Source organism: Sphingobium sp. B10D7B (assembly GCF_025961955.1).
Taxonomy (GTDB): domain Bacteria; phylum Pseudomonadota; class Alphaproteobacteria; order Sphingomonadales; family Sphingomonadaceae; genus Sphingobium.
On record NZ_JAOQOQ010000001.1, the window covers coordinates 591,696 to 606,403 of the forward strand.

Annotated in this window: 13 protein-coding genes; 12 read left to right on the plus strand and 1 reads right to left on the minus strand. The window is 66.7% G+C overall.

The window, feature by feature from the left end:
* Positions 1-39: 39 nt before the first annotated feature.
* The 11 genes from ftsW to M2331_RS02780 all read left to right on the plus strand — a co-directional run bounded on the left by ftsW (position 40) and on the right by M2331_RS02780 (position 12,646).
* A complete protein-coding gene (ftsW, locus tag M2331_RS02730; protein WP_264592434.1) occupies positions 40-1,200 on the plus strand; it encodes a putative lipid II flippase FtsW in 1,161 nt (386 codons plus the stop codon).
* Complete coding sequence (gene murG, locus M2331_RS02735; protein ID WP_181558864.1) at positions 1,197-2,360, plus strand: undecaprenyldiphospho-muramoylpentapeptide beta-N-acetylglucosaminyltransferase; 1,164 nt, start codon at positions 1,197-1,199, stop codon at positions 2,358-2,360. The genes ftsW and murG overlap by 4 nt, the downstream gene beginning before the upstream one ends.
* Positions 2,357-3,784: a UDP-N-acetylmuramate--L-alanine ligase gene (murC, locus tag M2331_RS02740; RefSeq protein WP_181558865.1), complete on the plus strand. Its 1,428-nt coding sequence runs from the start codon at positions 2,357-2,359 to the stop codon at positions 3,782-3,784. Before murG ends, murC begins: the two co-directional genes overlap by 4 nt.
* Positions 3,784-4,017: a hypothetical protein gene (locus M2331_RS02745; RefSeq protein ID WP_181558866.1), complete on the plus strand. Its 234-nt coding sequence runs from the start codon at positions 3,784-3,786 to the stop codon at positions 4,015-4,017. Before murC ends, M2331_RS02745 begins: the two co-directional genes overlap by 1 nt.
* Positions 4,017-4,961: a UDP-N-acetylmuramate dehydrogenase gene (murB, locus tag M2331_RS02750; RefSeq protein WP_181558867.1), complete on the plus strand. Its 945-nt coding sequence runs from the start codon at positions 4,017-4,019 to the stop codon at positions 4,959-4,961. The genes M2331_RS02745 and murB overlap by 1 nt, the downstream gene beginning before the upstream one ends.
* Positions 4,958-5,920, plus strand: coding sequence for a D-alanine--D-alanine ligase (locus tag M2331_RS02755; RefSeq protein ID WP_181558868.1), 963 nt, complete (start codon positions 4,958-4,960; stop codon positions 5,918-5,920). The genes murB and M2331_RS02755 overlap by 4 nt, the downstream gene beginning before the upstream one ends.
* The gene (locus M2331_RS02760; protein ID WP_181558869.1) at positions 5,917-6,879 is read left to right on the plus strand and encodes a cell division protein FtsQ/DivIB; all 963 of its coding nucleotides are present in this window, start codon (positions 5,917-5,919) and stop codon (positions 6,877-6,879) included. Before M2331_RS02755 ends, M2331_RS02760 begins: the two co-directional genes overlap by 4 nt.
* 2 nt (positions 6,880-6,881) lie before the next feature.
* Positions 6,882-8,141 (plus strand): cell division protein FtsA, encoded by a 1,260-nt coding sequence (gene ftsA / locus M2331_RS02765; RefSeq protein WP_181558870.1) that lies wholly within the window; start codon positions 6,882-6,884, stop codon positions 8,139-8,141.
* Positions 8,142-8,257: 116 nt separating this feature from the next.
* Positions 8,258-9,760 (plus strand): cell division protein FtsZ, encoded by a 1,503-nt coding sequence (gene ftsZ / locus M2331_RS02770; RefSeq protein WP_181558871.1) that lies wholly within the window; start codon positions 8,258-8,260, stop codon positions 9,758-9,760.
* 52 nt (positions 9,761-9,812) lie between these two features.
* Positions 9,813-11,495 carry an SPOR domain-containing protein gene (locus M2331_RS02775; RefSeq protein ID WP_181558872.1) on the plus strand — a complete coding sequence of 561 codons (1,683 nt, stop codon included), beginning with the start codon at positions 9,813-9,815 and terminating at the stop codon, positions 11,493-11,495.
* A complete protein-coding gene (locus tag M2331_RS02780; RefSeq protein ID WP_181558873.1) occupies positions 11,492-12,646 on the plus strand; it encodes a deoxyguanosinetriphosphate triphosphohydrolase in 1,155 nt (384 codons plus the stop codon). Before M2331_RS02775 ends, M2331_RS02780 begins: the two co-directional genes overlap by 4 nt.
* Positions 12,647-12,956: 310 nt before the next feature.
* Here the strand turns inward: M2331_RS02780 and recF are convergent, their stop codons facing one another.
* On the minus strand, positions 12,957-14,024 hold the full coding sequence (gene recF, locus M2331_RS02785; RefSeq protein ID WP_181558874.1) for a DNA replication/repair protein RecF: 1,068 nt from the start codon (positions 14,022-14,024) through the stop codon (positions 12,957-12,959).
* Positions 14,025-14,138: 114 nt separating this feature from the next.
* On the opposite strand from recF, the gene M2331_RS02790 reads away from it, so the two are divergent.
* Positions 14,139-14,675 (plus strand): peroxiredoxin, encoded by a 537-nt coding sequence (locus M2331_RS02790; RefSeq protein WP_264592262.1) that lies wholly within the window; start codon positions 14,139-14,141, stop codon positions 14,673-14,675.
* The last annotated feature ends 33 nt before the right edge of the window (positions 14,676-14,708 follow it).

Sequence of the window (14,708 nt, forward strand, 5' to 3'; positions counted from 1 at the left end):
GTCGCCTTGTCCCCCTTGAGGGCGCGCCCTGGCAAGCCCATGCCGCGCGAGCGGACCGCGCTGGCGATCTGGTTCTGGGAGATCGACCGGGTGCTGCTCGGGCTGATCGTGGTGCTGATCGCGATCGGGCTGGTGGCAGTCGCGGCGGCCTCGCCCGTGGCGGCGGCCAAGCTTTCGACCCATTCGGCCTCCCTCTCGCCCCTCTATTTCTTCTACCGCCAGCTCATGTGGATCGGCCTCGGTCTGCCGCTGATGATCGTGATTTCCATGCTCCCACGCACGCAGGCCCGCCGCCTGGCCGTGGGTCTGGCGGCGCTGTTCGCGGTGATGCTGGTGCTCGTGCCGATCATCGGGACGAGCGTGAACGGCGCTTCGCGCTGGCTGGGCAGCGGCGCCTTCCGCTTCCAGCCGTCCGAGTTTCTCAAGCCCTTCTTCGTCGTTGCGATTGCGTGGCTTCTTTCCCTGCGCGCACGTGATGCGTCGCTGCCGGTCATCCCGCTGACGGGCTTGCTGACCGGCATCGTGGCGCTGCTACTCATGCGGCAACCGGACTTCGGCCAGACCGTAATTTTCGTAGCCTGCTGGGGCGCGCTGCTGCTGGTGGGCGGCGCCTCGATCAAGCTGCTCTCGGGCTTTGCGTGCGGTGGCCTCGGCCTGTTCGTGCTCACCTATCTCTTCTACGACAATGGTCGCGAGCGCATCGATTCCTTCCTCAACCCGGTTGTTGACCCGGCGGCGGGGCCGGATCAGGTGCAGCTGGCTTATGCGACGATCACGCGTGGCGGACTGACTGGCGTCGGCCCCGGCGGCGGCACCGCCAAGTTCAATCTGCCCGAGGCCCACACCGACTATATCTTCTCGGTGATCGGTGAGGAGTTCGGCCTGATCGCCTGCATCGCCATCGCGCTCGTCTATCTCGCCATCATCGTGCGGGTGCTGTTGCGGCTGCTGGATGAGGACGATCCGTTCATTGTCATGGCGACCTCCGGCCTTGTCTTCGTGATGGGCGTGCAGGCGGTCATCAACATGGGCGTGAACATTCACATCTTCCCCTCCAAGGGGATGACGCTGCCGTTCATCAGCTATGGCGGGTCCTCGATGATCGCCTTGTGCTCGGGCATCGGTCTGCTGCTGGCCTTCACCCGGCGGAACCCGTATATGTCGCGCTCCCCCTACGTCGTCACATGGAGCGGGCGATGAGCCTTTTTCGGCATTATGTTCTGGCTGCCGGCGGCACGGGCGGGCACATGGTCCCCGCCCACGCCATCGCGCAGGAGCTTATGGCGCGGGGCCACCGCGTCGCCTTGATAACTGACGAGCGTGGCGCCAAGATTCCTGGCCTGTTCGAGGATGTGCAGACGCACGTGCTGCCGGCCGGCCGCATGTCCGGCGGTATTTCCGGCTGGATCAGGGGCTTCAAGGCCATTCTTGAGGGGCGCGCCATGGCGCGGCAGCTTTACTCGACCTTCGAGCCGGCCGCCGTGGTGGGCTTTGGTGGCTATCCCGCGCTGCCGGCGATGCTCGGCGCCTTTGCGGAAGGCATACCGGCGATCGTGCATGAGCAGAATGCGGTGCTCGGCCGCGTCAACCGGCTGGTGGCCCGCAAGGTGGCCGCCATCGCGACCGCCTATCCCGATGTGAGGCGCCTCGCCAAACGCCATGCGGACAAGACCTATCTCGTCGGCAATCCGGTGCGGGAGTCCGTTCTGGCCCTGCGCGACGAGCCGTTCCCGGTGTTCTCCGATGAAAGCGTGCTGCGCCTGCTGGTCACCGGCGGCAGTCAGGGCGCGTCGATCCTCTCGCAAGTGGTGCCGGCCGGGCTCGGCATGTTGCCGATCAGCCTGCGGCGGCGGCTGCAGGTCACCCAGCAATGCCGGCCCGAGGACATCGAGCAGGTCCGCGCGCTCTATGCCGAGATGGAAATTCCCGCCGATCTGGCGACCTATATCGAGGACATGCCGACCAAGCTGGCCTGGTCGCACCTCGTGATCGGGCGCGCCGGCGCCTCGACCATTGCCGAACTTACCGCCGCGGGGCGCCCCGCCATCCTCATACCTTTGCCGAGTGCCATGGATAACCACCAAGCCTATAATGTCCTCGAGATGGTGAAGGCGGGCGGCGCCCGCGCGATCGACCAGAGCAAGTTCACGCCCGCCGAACTGGCCCGCCAGATGCAGAAGCTGGCAATGGAACCGGGCGCTCTCCAGAACGCCGCCAAGCGCGCGCATCGCTGCGGCCGCCCGGATGCGGTGAAGGACATGTGCGATCTCATCGAAAGCTTTGGCCCCGCGCCGCAGACCATCGACACCGTGCGGGCGGAAGCGCCGCGCATGGCTGGCCTCGCGGGAGCGGGCGCATGAAGGGCGTCGGCACGGATATCGGCACGATCCATTTCATTGGCATTGGCGGCATCGGCATGTCCGGCATTGCCGAGGTGATGCACAATATGGGTTACAGCGTGCAGGGCAGTGACATGTCGGAAGGCTATGTCATCCAGCATCTGCGCGATCTCGGCATCAATGTGATGATCGGCCACAAGGCCGAGAATCTCGGCGATGCCGCCGTGGTGGTGACCTCCACCGCGATCAAGCGCGGCAATCCCGAGGTGGAGCTGGCACTGGAGAACCGCGTTCCGGTCATCCGCCGCGCCGAGATGCTGGCCGAGCTGATGCGGCTCAAGTCGACCGTCGCGGTGGCCGGCACGCACGGCAAGACGACGACGACCTCGATGATCGCGGCGCTGCTCGATGCCGGCGGGATCGACCCCACCGTCATCAATGGCGGCATTATCAACAGCTATGGCTCCAATGCGCGCCTCGGCAACAGCGACTGGATGGTGGTCGAGGCCGATGAGAGCGATGGCAGCTTCCTGCGGCTGGACGGTACCTATGCCGTCGTCACCAACATCGATCCCGAGCATCTCGATCATTATGGCTCGTTCGATGCGGTGAAGGACGCGTTCGTCGAGTTTGTCGAGAATGTGCCCTTCTACGGTGCGGCCATGCTCTGTCTGGATCACCCGGAAGTGCAGGCGATCCTGCCGCGCGTGCAGGACCGGCGGATCGTGACCTATGGCTTTTCCGCACAGGCCGACCTGCGCGGCGAGAATGTCCGGCCCGTTCCCGGTGGCAATATGTTCGACGTGCAGATTCGCGAGCGTGATGGCTCGACGCGACGCATTGCCGACATCACCATGCCGATGCCGGGCCGGCACAATGTGCTGAATGCCATGGCTGCCATTGGCGTCGCCCTGCAGATGGGTATTGACGATGCAACGATCCAGACCGGCTTCGCCAGCTTCGGGGGCGTCAAGCGGCGCTTCACCAAGGTAGGCGAGATCGAGACGGGCGGCGGCAAGGCCGTCGTCATCGATGATTATGGCCACCACCCGGTCGAAATCCGCGCGGTCCTCGCAGCGGCCCGCGAGGGGGCGCAGGGGAGGGTGATCGCCGTGGTGCAGCCCCACCGCTTCACGCGGCTGCGCGATCTGATGGACGAGTTCCAGCAATCCTTCAACGATGCCGACATGGTCTATGTCTCGCCCGTCTACCCGGCAGGCGAGCAGCCGATCGAGGGCGTGGATGCCGATGCGCTGGTCGCCGGCCTCAAGCGTCGCGGCCATCGCGCGGCGCAGACCATCGGCGATGCCGATGCGCTGGCCGCAGCGCTCGCCGCGGATCTGAAGGCCGATGACATGATCGTCTGCCTCGGCGCAGGCGACATCACCAAATGGGCGGCTGGTCTGGCGCCGGCCATCGCGGCATCGGGCGAGGGGCGCGGCTGATGTGGGAGCTGATGCGCATTGGCCTGGAGATGCAGGAGCGCATGATCGAGGTGCATGGCAAGAGCCTCGACATGGCGCGCGAGATGATCGACGCCGTCGAGAGCCATGCCGCCATGGGGCCGAAGGGCATGGGGCAGGCCGCGCTCGACATGGGTGAAGCTATGAACCGCGCCGGCAAGGCACAGGCCGATCTGATCGGGCGTTGGTCCAGCTGGTGGAGCGGTCGCTCCTGATGAATCCTGCCGCTTCCGTGAACGTCGATCGACAGCTGAGCCCGGACGGCATTGCCGTGCGGGGCAAGCTGACGCGCGGTGCGCCGCTCGCGCCTTTGGTGTGGTTCAAGGCGGGCGGTGCGGCGGATTGGTTGTTCGAGCCGGCGGATGCGGATGACCTCGCGCAGTTCCTCTCGGCGCTGGATCTCTCGGTGCCGGTGATGGCGCTCGGCCTTGGGTCCAACATGATCGTTCGCGATGGCGGCGTGCCCGGCGTGGTGGTGCGGTTGGGCAAGGCCTTCGCGCGCGTCGAGCAGAGCGCGCCGCAGACGCTGCGGTGCGGCGGGGGCGCCTCCGGCATTCTGGTCTCCTCCACGGCACGCGACGCGGGTATTGGCGGGCTTGAGTTTCTCCGCTCCATCCCCGGCACAGTCGGGGGCTTCGTGCGCATGAATGGCGGGGCTTATGGCCGTGAGGTGAAGGACATCCTCGTCGAGGCCGAGGTCATTCTGCGGTCCGGCGAGCGTGTTGTGCTGCCGCTGGATGCGCTCGGCTTCACCTATCGGCATTCCACGCTGCCCGAAGGGGCGGTGGTGATTGCGGCGACATTCCGGGGCGTGCCGGCCGAGCCGGCCGCCATTCAGTCGGAGATGGACCGGATCGCGACCGCGCGGGAAGAATCGCAGCCGCTGCGCAGCAAGACGGGCGGATCGACCTTCAAGAACCCGCCGGGCGAAAAGGCCTGGGCGCTGGTCGACCGGGCCGGCTGCCGGGGCCTCAGCCTCGGCGGCGCGCAAGTGAGCGAGAAGCACACCAATTTCCTCATCAACACTGGCGGCGCGACCAGTGCGGACATCGAGTCCCTTGGCGAAGAGGTGCGCCGGCGCGTGCAGGCAGAGAGTGGCATAACCCTCGAATGGGAGATTCAGCGCGTGGGCCGTTCGGCGCAGGAGCAGGGACAATGAGCATCAAGCGTCTCAAGGTCGCCGTGCTCATGGGGGGCTGGGCCGCCGAGCGGCATGTCTCGCTGTCGAGCGCGAAAGGCATCATCCAGGCGCTGGAAGAGCGCGGCCATGAGGTCGTGCCCATCGATCTGGGCGCGACCCGAGCGGAGGGCCGTGATTTTCCGGCCAAGCTCATCGCGGCCAATCCCGACATCGTGTTCAATGCCCTGCATGGCGTGCCGGGCGAGGATGGCACCGTGCAGGGACTCATGGACATCATGGGCTTCGCCTACACGCATAGCGGTCTGGCAACCTCGGTCATCGCCATCGACAAGCAGCTCACCAAGCAGCATCTCGTGCCCCATGGCATCCCGATGCCCGGCGGTCATATCGTCGAATGCGAGAGCCTGTTCGCCGGCGATCCCTTGCCGCGCCCCTATGTGCTCAAGCCGGTCAATGAAGGCTCGTCGGTCGGCGTCGCCATCGTCACGGAAGAGGGCAATTACGGCAACCCGATCGCGCGCGATGCGGTGGGGCCGTGGCAGGATTTCGACCAACTGCTGGCCGAGCCGTTCATTCGCGGCCGTGAGCTGACCGTCGCCGTGCTCGGCGACCGGGCGCTTGCGGTGACGGAGCTGCGCCCCAAAAGCGGCTTCTACGATTATGACGCGAAATATACCGATGGCCTGACTGACCATATCTGCCCGGCGCCCGTTCCGGCCGAGATGGCCGCCGCGATGATGGACATCGCGCTGCGGGCGCATCGTCTGCTGGGCTGCAAGGGCACATCGCGCTCGGACTTCCGCTGGGATGACGAGCGCGGGCTCGATGGCCTGTATCTGCTGGAAGTGAATACGCAGCCCGGCATGACGGCGTTGAGCCTGGTGCCGGAGCAGGCGAAATATTTGGGCATGAGCTACGGCGAACTCGTAGAGAGTATCATCGCCGAGGCTCTGGCGGACCGTGGGGGGAAGCAATGAACAGCGCGACGATCAAGCGCGGATCGGCGAGCGGCGCGCGGAGCGGCCGGGCCGGCCGCAAGCCGCGGCGGGCGAAGAGCAATCTCGACAAGTTGCTCGACTATGTTCCGCTCAGTCCGGCGCAGATCAATCGGTTGATGACCTGGGGGATCGGCCTGGTCCTCTTCATCCTGCTGTGGGTCACCGCCAGCTTCATGGGCTTGCCGGCGATGCTGCGCGCCGAGGTGAACGATCTCGCCGGGCGCGCAGGCTTTGCCGTCGCCAAGATCGAGGTGCGCGGGCTCGAGCGCATGGACGAGATGCAGGTCTCCGACATCGCCGTGAAGTATGTCGAGCGTTCGATGCTGGCGGTCGATCTCGACAATCTGCGCAATGAGGTCATGCGGCTGGGCTGGGTGAAGGAGGCGCGGATTTCCCGCCGCCTGCCCGATGCGCTGATCGTCGATGTGGTCGAGCGGCAACCGGCTGCGGTCTGGCAGAATGGCGGGCAATTAATGCTGGTGGACGCCGCAGGCGTCGCGCTCGGCCCGGTCGAGGCCAATGCCTTGCCCGATCTGCCCCTGGTGGTGGGGCCGGATGCCAACAAGCGGACCAAAGCACTGGCCGAACTGATGAACGCCGCGCCGGCGCTCAAACCGATGCTCGCCGGCGCGACCTGGGTTGGCGGGCGCCGCTGGGATCTGCGCTTTCAGTCGGGTGAGCAACTGATGCTCCCCGAGGGCGATGCGGATGCTGCGGCCGCTCTGGTCAATTTCGCGCGCATGGATGGCGTGGACCGGCTGCTCGGGCGCGGCGTGCTGCGGTTCGACATGCGCGATCCCGCGCGCTTCGTGCTGCGCCTGCCGCCGGGCAAGAAAGAGGACGAAGCGCCGGCGGTGACGTCGGCGAAGGATTCGGCGGTCGTGACGTCCGGCGAGAAGGATCGATCGACGACCTCTGCATCGGGTGGGGAGGGCTAAGCATGGCAGCGCGCAATGATGGGCTGATTACCGCGATCGACATCGGCACCTGGAAGGTGTCGGCGCTGATCGCGCGCAAGCAGGAGGATGGCACGCTGGCGGTGCTGGGCACCGGTCAACGCGAGAGCCGGGGCGTGCGCCGGGGCTTCGTGGTCGACATGGAGCGCACCGAACTGGCCGTGCGCGAGACGGTCGAGCAGGCCGAGAAGGTCGCCGGCACCAACATCGAGAAGGTCATTCTGAGCTTCTCCGGCGGCAGCATCGAGAGCAAGGTCGAGCCGGTCGAGATCAATGTCGGCGGTCGGCGGATCGAGCAGGCCGATATCGAGAGCCTGTACGATCAGGCGCGCGAGCGGATCGATCCGGGCGGCCGGGTCATCCTGCAGGCGCAGCCGACGCTCTACACCATCGACGGGATGCGCGGCGTCGCGCGGCCGATGGGGCTTCATGCCGATCAGCTTGGCGTGGATATCCATGTGGTGCTGGCCGATGGCGCGCCACTGCGCAACCTCGAAACCAGCGTGCGCGGGGCCTATCTTGATGTGCAGAGCATCATCGCCGCGCCGGTCGCCACCGCGGCGGCCTGCCTGTCCGATGAAGAGCGCGATCTTGGCGTTGCGCTGGTTGAGCTCGGGGCGGGCGTCACCAATGTGTCGCTGCACATCGGCGGCATGCTGGTGGGCTTCAAATCCATTCCCATCGGCGCGGCCGACGTGACGGACGATATCGCCTCGGCCTTCGGCATTCGCCGCAGCCAGGCCGAGCGCATGAAGTGCTTTTACGGCTCGGCCATGCAGTCGCGCCGGGACTTTCGGGAGATCATCGAGATCGCGCCCGCCGCCAGCAGCGCAGAGCAGACCGAAGCGCGCCGCGTGACTCGCGCCGAGCTGGTCGGCGTCATCTGCGAGCGGCTGAACCGGCTGATGGCTGAGGTCAACAAGGCGCTGGGCGAGATGGGCTTCCACTCGCCGGTCGGGCGCCAGGTGGTGCTGACCGGCGGTGGCGCGGAGCTCAAGGGCATGGCGGACTACGCCCAGACCGCGCTGGGCCGCGCCGTTCGGATCGGCCGCCCCAAGCTGCTTGATGCCATGCCCGAGGCGCATCGTGGCCCGGCTTTCGCGACGCTCGCCGGCCTCGCGCTCTATGCGTCGAAGGAGCGACAGGATTTGCTGCAACGGCCTTTGCGCGAGCAGCGCGTCCACACGACGCGCGGCGGAGCGGTCGTCCAGCGGCTGATCGCGGCGTTGCGCGCAGGCTATTAGGGCCAGGCCGCAACATATTGTGGATGAGCGGTTAAAAAGAACGTGAATTGGCGGCTCATCTGGTGCATGAATCCCGACAAGGTGACGGTGCGGTTTGCACCCGGAGGAGATAGTTGATGAGCATTGAAATCGGTCCGCCCCATGTGGACGAGCTGAAGCCGCGGATTACCGTTATCGGCGTCGGCGGGGCGGGCGGAAATGCGATTGCCAACATGATTGGCGCGTCTGTGGATGGGGTCGACTTCATCGTCGCCAACACGGATGCTCAAGCGCTCAATGCCTCTCCCGCGGAACGTCGTATCCAGCTGGGCCCCCGCATTACCGAGGGTCTCGGCGCCGGTTCGCGCCCCGACATCGGCCGTGCCGCTGCAGAAGAAACCATTGCGGAAGTGCAGGAGGCGCTTGAGGGCGTCCACATGTGCTTCATCGCTGCCGGCATGGGCGGCGGCACCGGCACCGGCGCAGCGCCGGTCATCGCCAAGGCTGCGCGTGAAAAGGGCATTCTCACGGTCGGCGTGGTCACCAAGCCGTTTACCTTTGAAGGCTCGCGCCGCATGCGTTCGGCAGACTCGGGCATCGAGGAGCTGCAGAAGCACGTCGATACGCTGATCGTCATTCCGAACCAGAATCTGTTCCTGATCGCCAACCCGAACACGACCTTCAAGGAAGCGTTCGAGATGGCCGACGAAGTGCTCCAGCAGGGCGTGCGCGGCATTACCGATCTCATGGTCATGCCCGGCCTCATCAACCTCGACTTTGCCGACGTCCGCTCCGTGATGGAAGAGATGGGCAAGGCGATGATGGGTACCGGCGAGGCCGAAGGCGACGGGCGTGCGCTCGAAGCTGCGGAGAAGGCGATTGCCAATCCGCTGCTCGATGGCGTCTCGATGCGTGGTGCCAAGGGCGTCATCGTCTCCATCGTGGGTGGCGAAGACATGCGCCTGATGGAAGTGGACGAGGCGGCCAACCACATTCGCGAGCTGGTCGATCCCGATGCGAACATCATCTGGGGTTCGGCATTCAACGAGCAGTTGAACGGCAAGATCCGCGTCTCCGTCGTCGCGACGGGCATCGACAATGAAGCGAGTGCTGCTGCGCAGGCCCGCAGCCAGCCGTTCAAGCTGGGCGATGTGGGTGTCGCCGCCGCGCCGCGTCAGGCCGCACCTGCCGTGTCGGCCCCGGCCAATCTCGTCCGCCCGGAGGCTGCCCCCGCGCCGCGTTATGAGGAAGGGCTGGACCTTGGTGGCGTCGCGCCGGCGCGCAACGAGTCGTTCACACCGGCCCCGACCAGCGAGGCGCCTGCCAGCTTCCAGGCGCCCAAGCCGGAAGAGCCCAAGCCGGCCCCGCGTTTCGCGGCGTCGACTTTCGATGACATCACCGGCGAGGATGAGCTGGTGCTCGACAACAGCGTCTCGCCGGAGCCGCCGCTTCGGGTAGAGCCGCCGCAGCCCGCCGAGGAGCCGGCCAGCAAGGGTACGAGCGGCGGCACGCTGTTCGAGCGCATGTCGCAGCTGGCCCGTGGGCAGGCTCGGCAGGGCAATGCCGAGGAAAGCGAGAGCGAGCGGGATCGCACCGAATTCGAGGTGCCACGCTTCCTCAATCGCCAGAACAACCAGTAAAACTGTGCACGGCGGGGCGCAGCCCGTCCCGCCGGACAGAAGAGGTGTATCCGTGAAGTCGACCAGCTGCATTCTGGCCCTTTCTCTGGCCATCGCAGCGCCTGTGTTCGCGCAAAGCGGCGGAATGGTTCAGGCCACGCCACCAGCCGAGGCGGTAGCCGCGCTCAACCGCCATCTCGCGTCGCTCTCCCGTAATCCTCAGGATGTGAATGCCCTGCTCGGGGCCGGCCAGGCCGCGCTCGATCTGGGGGACATTCAGGCGGCCAATGGCTTCTTCACGCGGGCCAATATGGTGGACGGGCGCAATGGCCGCGCCCGGCTGGGGCTTGCGGTCGTGCAAATCGCCTTGAAGCAGCCGGCCGATGCCGCCGCGAACTTCGATGCTGCCTCGGCCTTGGGTGTCAGCGCCCAGGCGCATCTGCCCGAGCGCGCGCTGGCTTATGATCTCACCGGGCAGCAGGCCAAGGCGCAGCAGGATTATCGCGCCGTCCTGCAGGCCAATCCCAATGATAACACCGCACGACTCAATTATGCGGTCTCGCTGGGCGTCTCCGGCAATCTCGCGGAAGCCGAGCAGCAGCTGAAGCCCGCCCTGACCAGCGGCGACCGTGAGGCGTGGCGCATCCGGGCCTTCGTTCTCGCGATGAACGGCCAGATGGCCGAGGCGCGCTCCATTGCGCAGACAACGCTGCCGAAGGGCCTTGCCGACGCGCTCGAACCCTATCTGCAGCGCCTGCCGCTGCTGACCGCGAGCCAGAAGGTGTCTGCGGTCCATTATGGCGAGTATCCGGCGGATGTCCTCCGCTTGGCTGCACCCGAGCCGGCGCGGAACCGCGATACGCAGGTTGCTGCTACCACCGAGCGGGAGCGGGGCGGCCGACGCCAGACGGCGGCAGAACGACGGGCCGCCCAGCAGGCCGCGCGCCGCGCGTCGCAGGCTCAGGCCCAGCAACCAGCACCCGCTGCGGCAGTGGCCCAGCCGCTTCCACCGCCGCCACCGCCTGCTCCGGCAGCATCCCCACCGCCGCAACAGCCGGTGCAGACCGCCGCGCGCACCCCTGCGCCGCAGCCGACGCGCCCGGCTCCTTCACCGGCTCCGGCGACACAGCCGGCCAGTCGCGTGACCAACCCCGCGCCGACGGCCGTCGCTGCCGTGGCGCCGGCGGCACCCAGCACGCCTGCCCCGGCGGCGTCTGCGTCGCCGACACCGGCACCCGCACCTGCGCCCGTGCCGCAGCCGGTGCGGTCCCTTGGCGACACGCTGCAGGCGCTCGAAGTGCCGGAAGGCGAGCGCCGGCAGGTCGCCGTCGCGGATCTGAGCGCTGTCGCGCGGATCCAGGAGCAGCGCCGGCTCGCGGCAGCCGCGCAGCAGGCCAAGGCCAAGGCGGATGCCGAGGCGCGCGCCAAGGCGGAGGCGGAACGCAAGGCCGAGGCCGAGCGCAAGGCCAAGCTGGCGGCCAATCCTTCGCGCAACTGGGTGCAATTGGCAGCGGGGCGTGATCCGGCTGCGCTGGCCTTCGATCTGCGCCGTTTGCGCCGGACCTATGGCGATACGATTGCCGGGCAGGATGGCTGGACGGCCACCTGGGGCGAGACGCGCCGCCTGCTGATCGGCCCCTTCCGTCGCCCTGAGGATGCGCGGGCGGTGGTGACCGAATTGCGCAAGGCGGGAGGCGATGCGTTCTTCTGGCAAAGCGAAGCCGGCGAGGAAGTCAGCAAGATCGGCACGCAGTGAGCGTGCTCGCCCCCTATGCCTGTGACCCGGCGCGCAGCCAGGGTCGTCAACATGCCGAGCCGGGTGGCGAGGCGCGGGGCCCCCGCGACATTTTCCAGCGCGACCGCGACCGGATCATTCACTCGATCAGCTTTCGTCGCCTGCGCCACAAGACGCAGGTGTTCGTCGCACCCGATGGCGACCATTATCGCGTCCGCCTGACGCACAGCCTTGAGGTCGCGCAGATCGGCCGGACGATCGCCCGGGTGCTGGGGCTCAATGAAGATCTGACCGAGGCACTGTGCCTCGCCCATGATATCGGTCATCCCCCGTTCGGCCATGCTGGCGAGGATGCGCTGGAAGAGGCGCTGGCCGGGCAGGGCGGCTTCGATCACAACGCCCATTGTCTGCGCACGCTGGCTTTGCTGGAAAATGCCTATCCCCGCTTCCCCGGCCTCAATCTGAGCTGGGAGATGATGGAAGGGCTGGCCAAGCATAACGGCCCGGTGCTGGCGCCGAACTGGGCAATGCAGCAGATCGATGCCGCCTTTCCGCTGGAGCTGGAAAGCTGGCCGTCGCTGGAAGCGCAAGTCGCGGCCCTTGCCGACGATATCGCCTATGACAATCATGATATCGACGATGGCCTGCGCGCCGGCATTCTGACGCTCGAACAGCTTCTGGAAGTCCCGTTCGTCCGCCGCTGCTGGGAGCAGGTCACCGCGCGCTATCCCGATCTGCCGGCCGAGCAGCTGTTGCGGGAACTGATCCGCGACCAGATTGGCATCATGGTCAACGATCTCATCATGACCACGCGCGAAAACCTGCGCCTGCACGGGTTGGAGCAAGCCGACGTCTCAGCCGTGCGGGGCGCGGGACAGGCCATGGTCGCCTTCTCGGATGCGATGCGGGAGGACGAGCGCCAGCTCAAGCGCTTCATGTATGCCAATCTCTATCACCATCCGACCCAGCTTGCCGCCGCCGGGCGGGCGCGGGTGATCGTGACCGACCTGTTTCGCGCCTATCAGGCCGATCCTGCGCTGATGGGGACCGCCTGGGATGCCAGTTGCGGCGCCGCCGAGCCCGAGCGCAGCCGCCATATCGCGGACTATATCGCAGGCATGACCGACCGGTTCGCCGAGCGCGCGCATCAGGAGATTTTCGGGGTCTCCTAAGCGAGGACAGAGTTCGTGAGGGCGTTGTCCACTATCGATTTGGTCAGAGCGCGCGACCATCGGCTCATGTGGGGGGAAGCCGACTTCGCCACCCTCCACCATTCGTGCTGAGTAGGGTCTGATTAGGGCCGCAGGCGCGTAGCGAAGGCCCGTATCGAAGCATCTCAGTCATGGACTGCACCTTCGATACGCCGCTTCGACAGGCTCAGCAGCTACTCAGGACGAACGGAGGGGGCAGCAATAATGCCGTGTCTGAAAAGTCCGCTTGCGGGAAACGGCGTAATAGCCGCGCTTCGCCCACACCGGTTGATCACCCCGTGATCACCTGCCCCGCTTCCACCCGCAAATAGGTCGCCTGATCCAGCCCGTTGAACAGATCGGCCTCAGTCCCGGTCATCCACACCTGCCCGCCGCTGGCGCGCAACCGTTCGAACAGGGCATGGCGGCGCGTCGGATCGAGATGGGCGGCCACCTCGTCCAGCAGGATGATGAGCGGTCGCCCGCTCTGTGTGCCGACCAATTGGGCGTGGGCGAGCATGATGCTGAGCAGCAGCGCCTTTTGCTCCCCTGTCGAGCACAGCGCCGCATCCTGCTGCTTGGCTTCATGCGTGATCAGCAGGTCGGCGCGATGGGGGCCCACAAGCGTCCGCCCCGCCGCCCGGTCTCCCGTCCGCGCCGAGCGCAGCCGAGCGGCAAGGGCGCCTTCCTCAAATGGCTCGCCGGTCAGCCTCAAGGTTGGCCGGGCGAAGAGATGCTGCGCGCTGCGGGCGATCTCCTCTTCCAGTTCGGCGATCAGCGCCCGCCGTGCGGCGTCGATTGCTGCGCCATGCTCCGCCATGCGGGCTTCCAGCGCAGCGAGCCAGTCCGGGTCTGCCGGCCCCTCTTCTCCGAGCAGAGCATTGCGCGCGCGCATCGCGGCCTCATAGCGCGCGCTGTGATGGGCGTGCGACGGCGCCTGAGCGAGCACCAGCCGATCCAGGAACCGGCGCCGCCCACCGGGGCTATCGAGGAACAGGCGGTCCATCGCCGGCGTCAGCCAGCTCAGCGACACACGCGCCGAAAGCGCATTGGCCGGGGAGGCGCGCCCGTCGATCCGCACTTGCCGCTTGTCCGGCGCGTCAGGGTCCGTGCCGGTCCCCAAGGCGGCATCGCCCAATCGCGCGGCGACGGCAAAGCCACCCGGTCCGCTCTGCCGCGCCATGTCTCGCAGGGCAGCGCCGCGCAGGCCGCGCCCCGGCGCCAGCAGCGAAATCGCTTCGAGGATGTTCGTCTTCCCCGCGCCATTCTCGCCGGTCAGGACGATCATCGGCGCGTCGGGCACAATCAGGGCGTCGGCATGATTGCGGAAATTGGTGAGGGCAAGGCGGTCTATCGCCATGGCTGCTCGTAACCGGTGAGGGCTGGCACGCCAAGGGCTTCTATGGCAGATTGTGCGGATCGTGAGTCACCAGACAGGAATGCGCATATGTTCGGCAAAGCATCGAAGACAATCATGATTGCGATGCTGGGCAGCGCCCTGCTCGGCAGCGGCGCGCAGGCGGCGCTGCCGGTCGGTGCCAAGGCGCCGGATTTCGAGACGCGCGGCGCGCTCGCCGGCAAGGTGTTCAGCGTCAAGCTTTCTGATGCGCTGAAGAAAGGGCCGGTCGTGCTCTACTTCTTCCCCGCGGCCTTCACCAAGGGCTGCACGGCGGAAACCAAGGAGTTTGCCGATCAGGCGGATGCGTTCAAGAAGGCCGGTGCGACGGTGATCGGCATGTCGGCCGACCCGGTCGACGTCCTGCAGCGTTTCTCCACCGAGGCGTGCGGCAGCAAGTTCGCGGTGGCCTCGGCCGGGCCGCGTCTCATCACCAATTATGATGTGGCGCTCAAGGCCGACAATCCGGCCTTTGCGGGCAAGACGGACCGCACCTCCTATGTCATCAGCCCGGCGGGCCGGATCGTCTATGTGCATAGCGCGCTCGACTATCGCGACCATGTGAAGAACACGCTCGCCGCCGTGCAGTCCATGGCCAGCGACCACAAGCACTGATCATCCGCACCAGACCTGCCCGACGGCGCAGGG

Excerpts from the sequence above, each read along its gene's own strand:
- recF (WP_181558874.1), bottom strand. The coding sequence starts at position 14,024 with ATGGCGATAGACCGCCTTGCCCTCACCAATTTCCGCAATCATGCCGAC.
- M2331_RS02755 (WP_181558868.1), top strand. The coding sequence starts at position 4,958 with ATGAGCATCAAGCGTCTCAAGGTCGCCGTGCTCATGGGGGGCTGGGCC.
- murC (WP_181558865.1), top strand. The coding sequence starts at position 2,357 with ATGAAGGGCGTCGGCACGGATATCGGCACGATCCATTTCATTGGCATT.
- M2331_RS02745 (WP_181558866.1), top strand. The coding sequence starts at position 3,784 with ATGTGGGAGCTGATGCGCATTGGCCTGGAGATGCAGGAGCGCATGATC.
- ftsZ (WP_181558871.1), top strand. The coding sequence starts at position 8,258 with ATGAGCATTGAAATCGGTCCGCCCCATGTGGACGAGCTGAAGCCGCGG.
- ftsA (WP_181558870.1), top strand. The coding sequence starts at position 6,882 with ATGGCAGCGCGCAATGATGGGCTGATTACCGCGATCGACATCGGCACC.
- murG (WP_181558864.1), top strand. The coding sequence starts at position 1,197 with ATGAGCCTTTTTCGGCATTATGTTCTGGCTGCCGGCGGCACGGGCGGG.
- murB (WP_181558867.1), top strand. The coding sequence starts at position 4,017 with ATGAATCCTGCCGCTTCCGTGAACGTCGATCGACAGCTGAGCCCGGAC.
- ftsW (WP_264592434.1), top strand. The coding sequence starts at position 40 with ATGCCGCGCGAGCGGACCGCGCTGGCGATCTGGTTCTGGGAGATCGAC.
- M2331_RS02790 (WP_264592262.1), top strand. The coding sequence starts at position 14,139 with ATGATTGCGATGCTGGGCAGCGCCCTGCTCGGCAGCGGCGCGCAGGCG.
- M2331_RS02760 (WP_181558869.1), top strand. The coding sequence starts at position 5,917 with ATGAACAGCGCGACGATCAAGCGCGGATCGGCGAGCGGCGCGCGGAGC.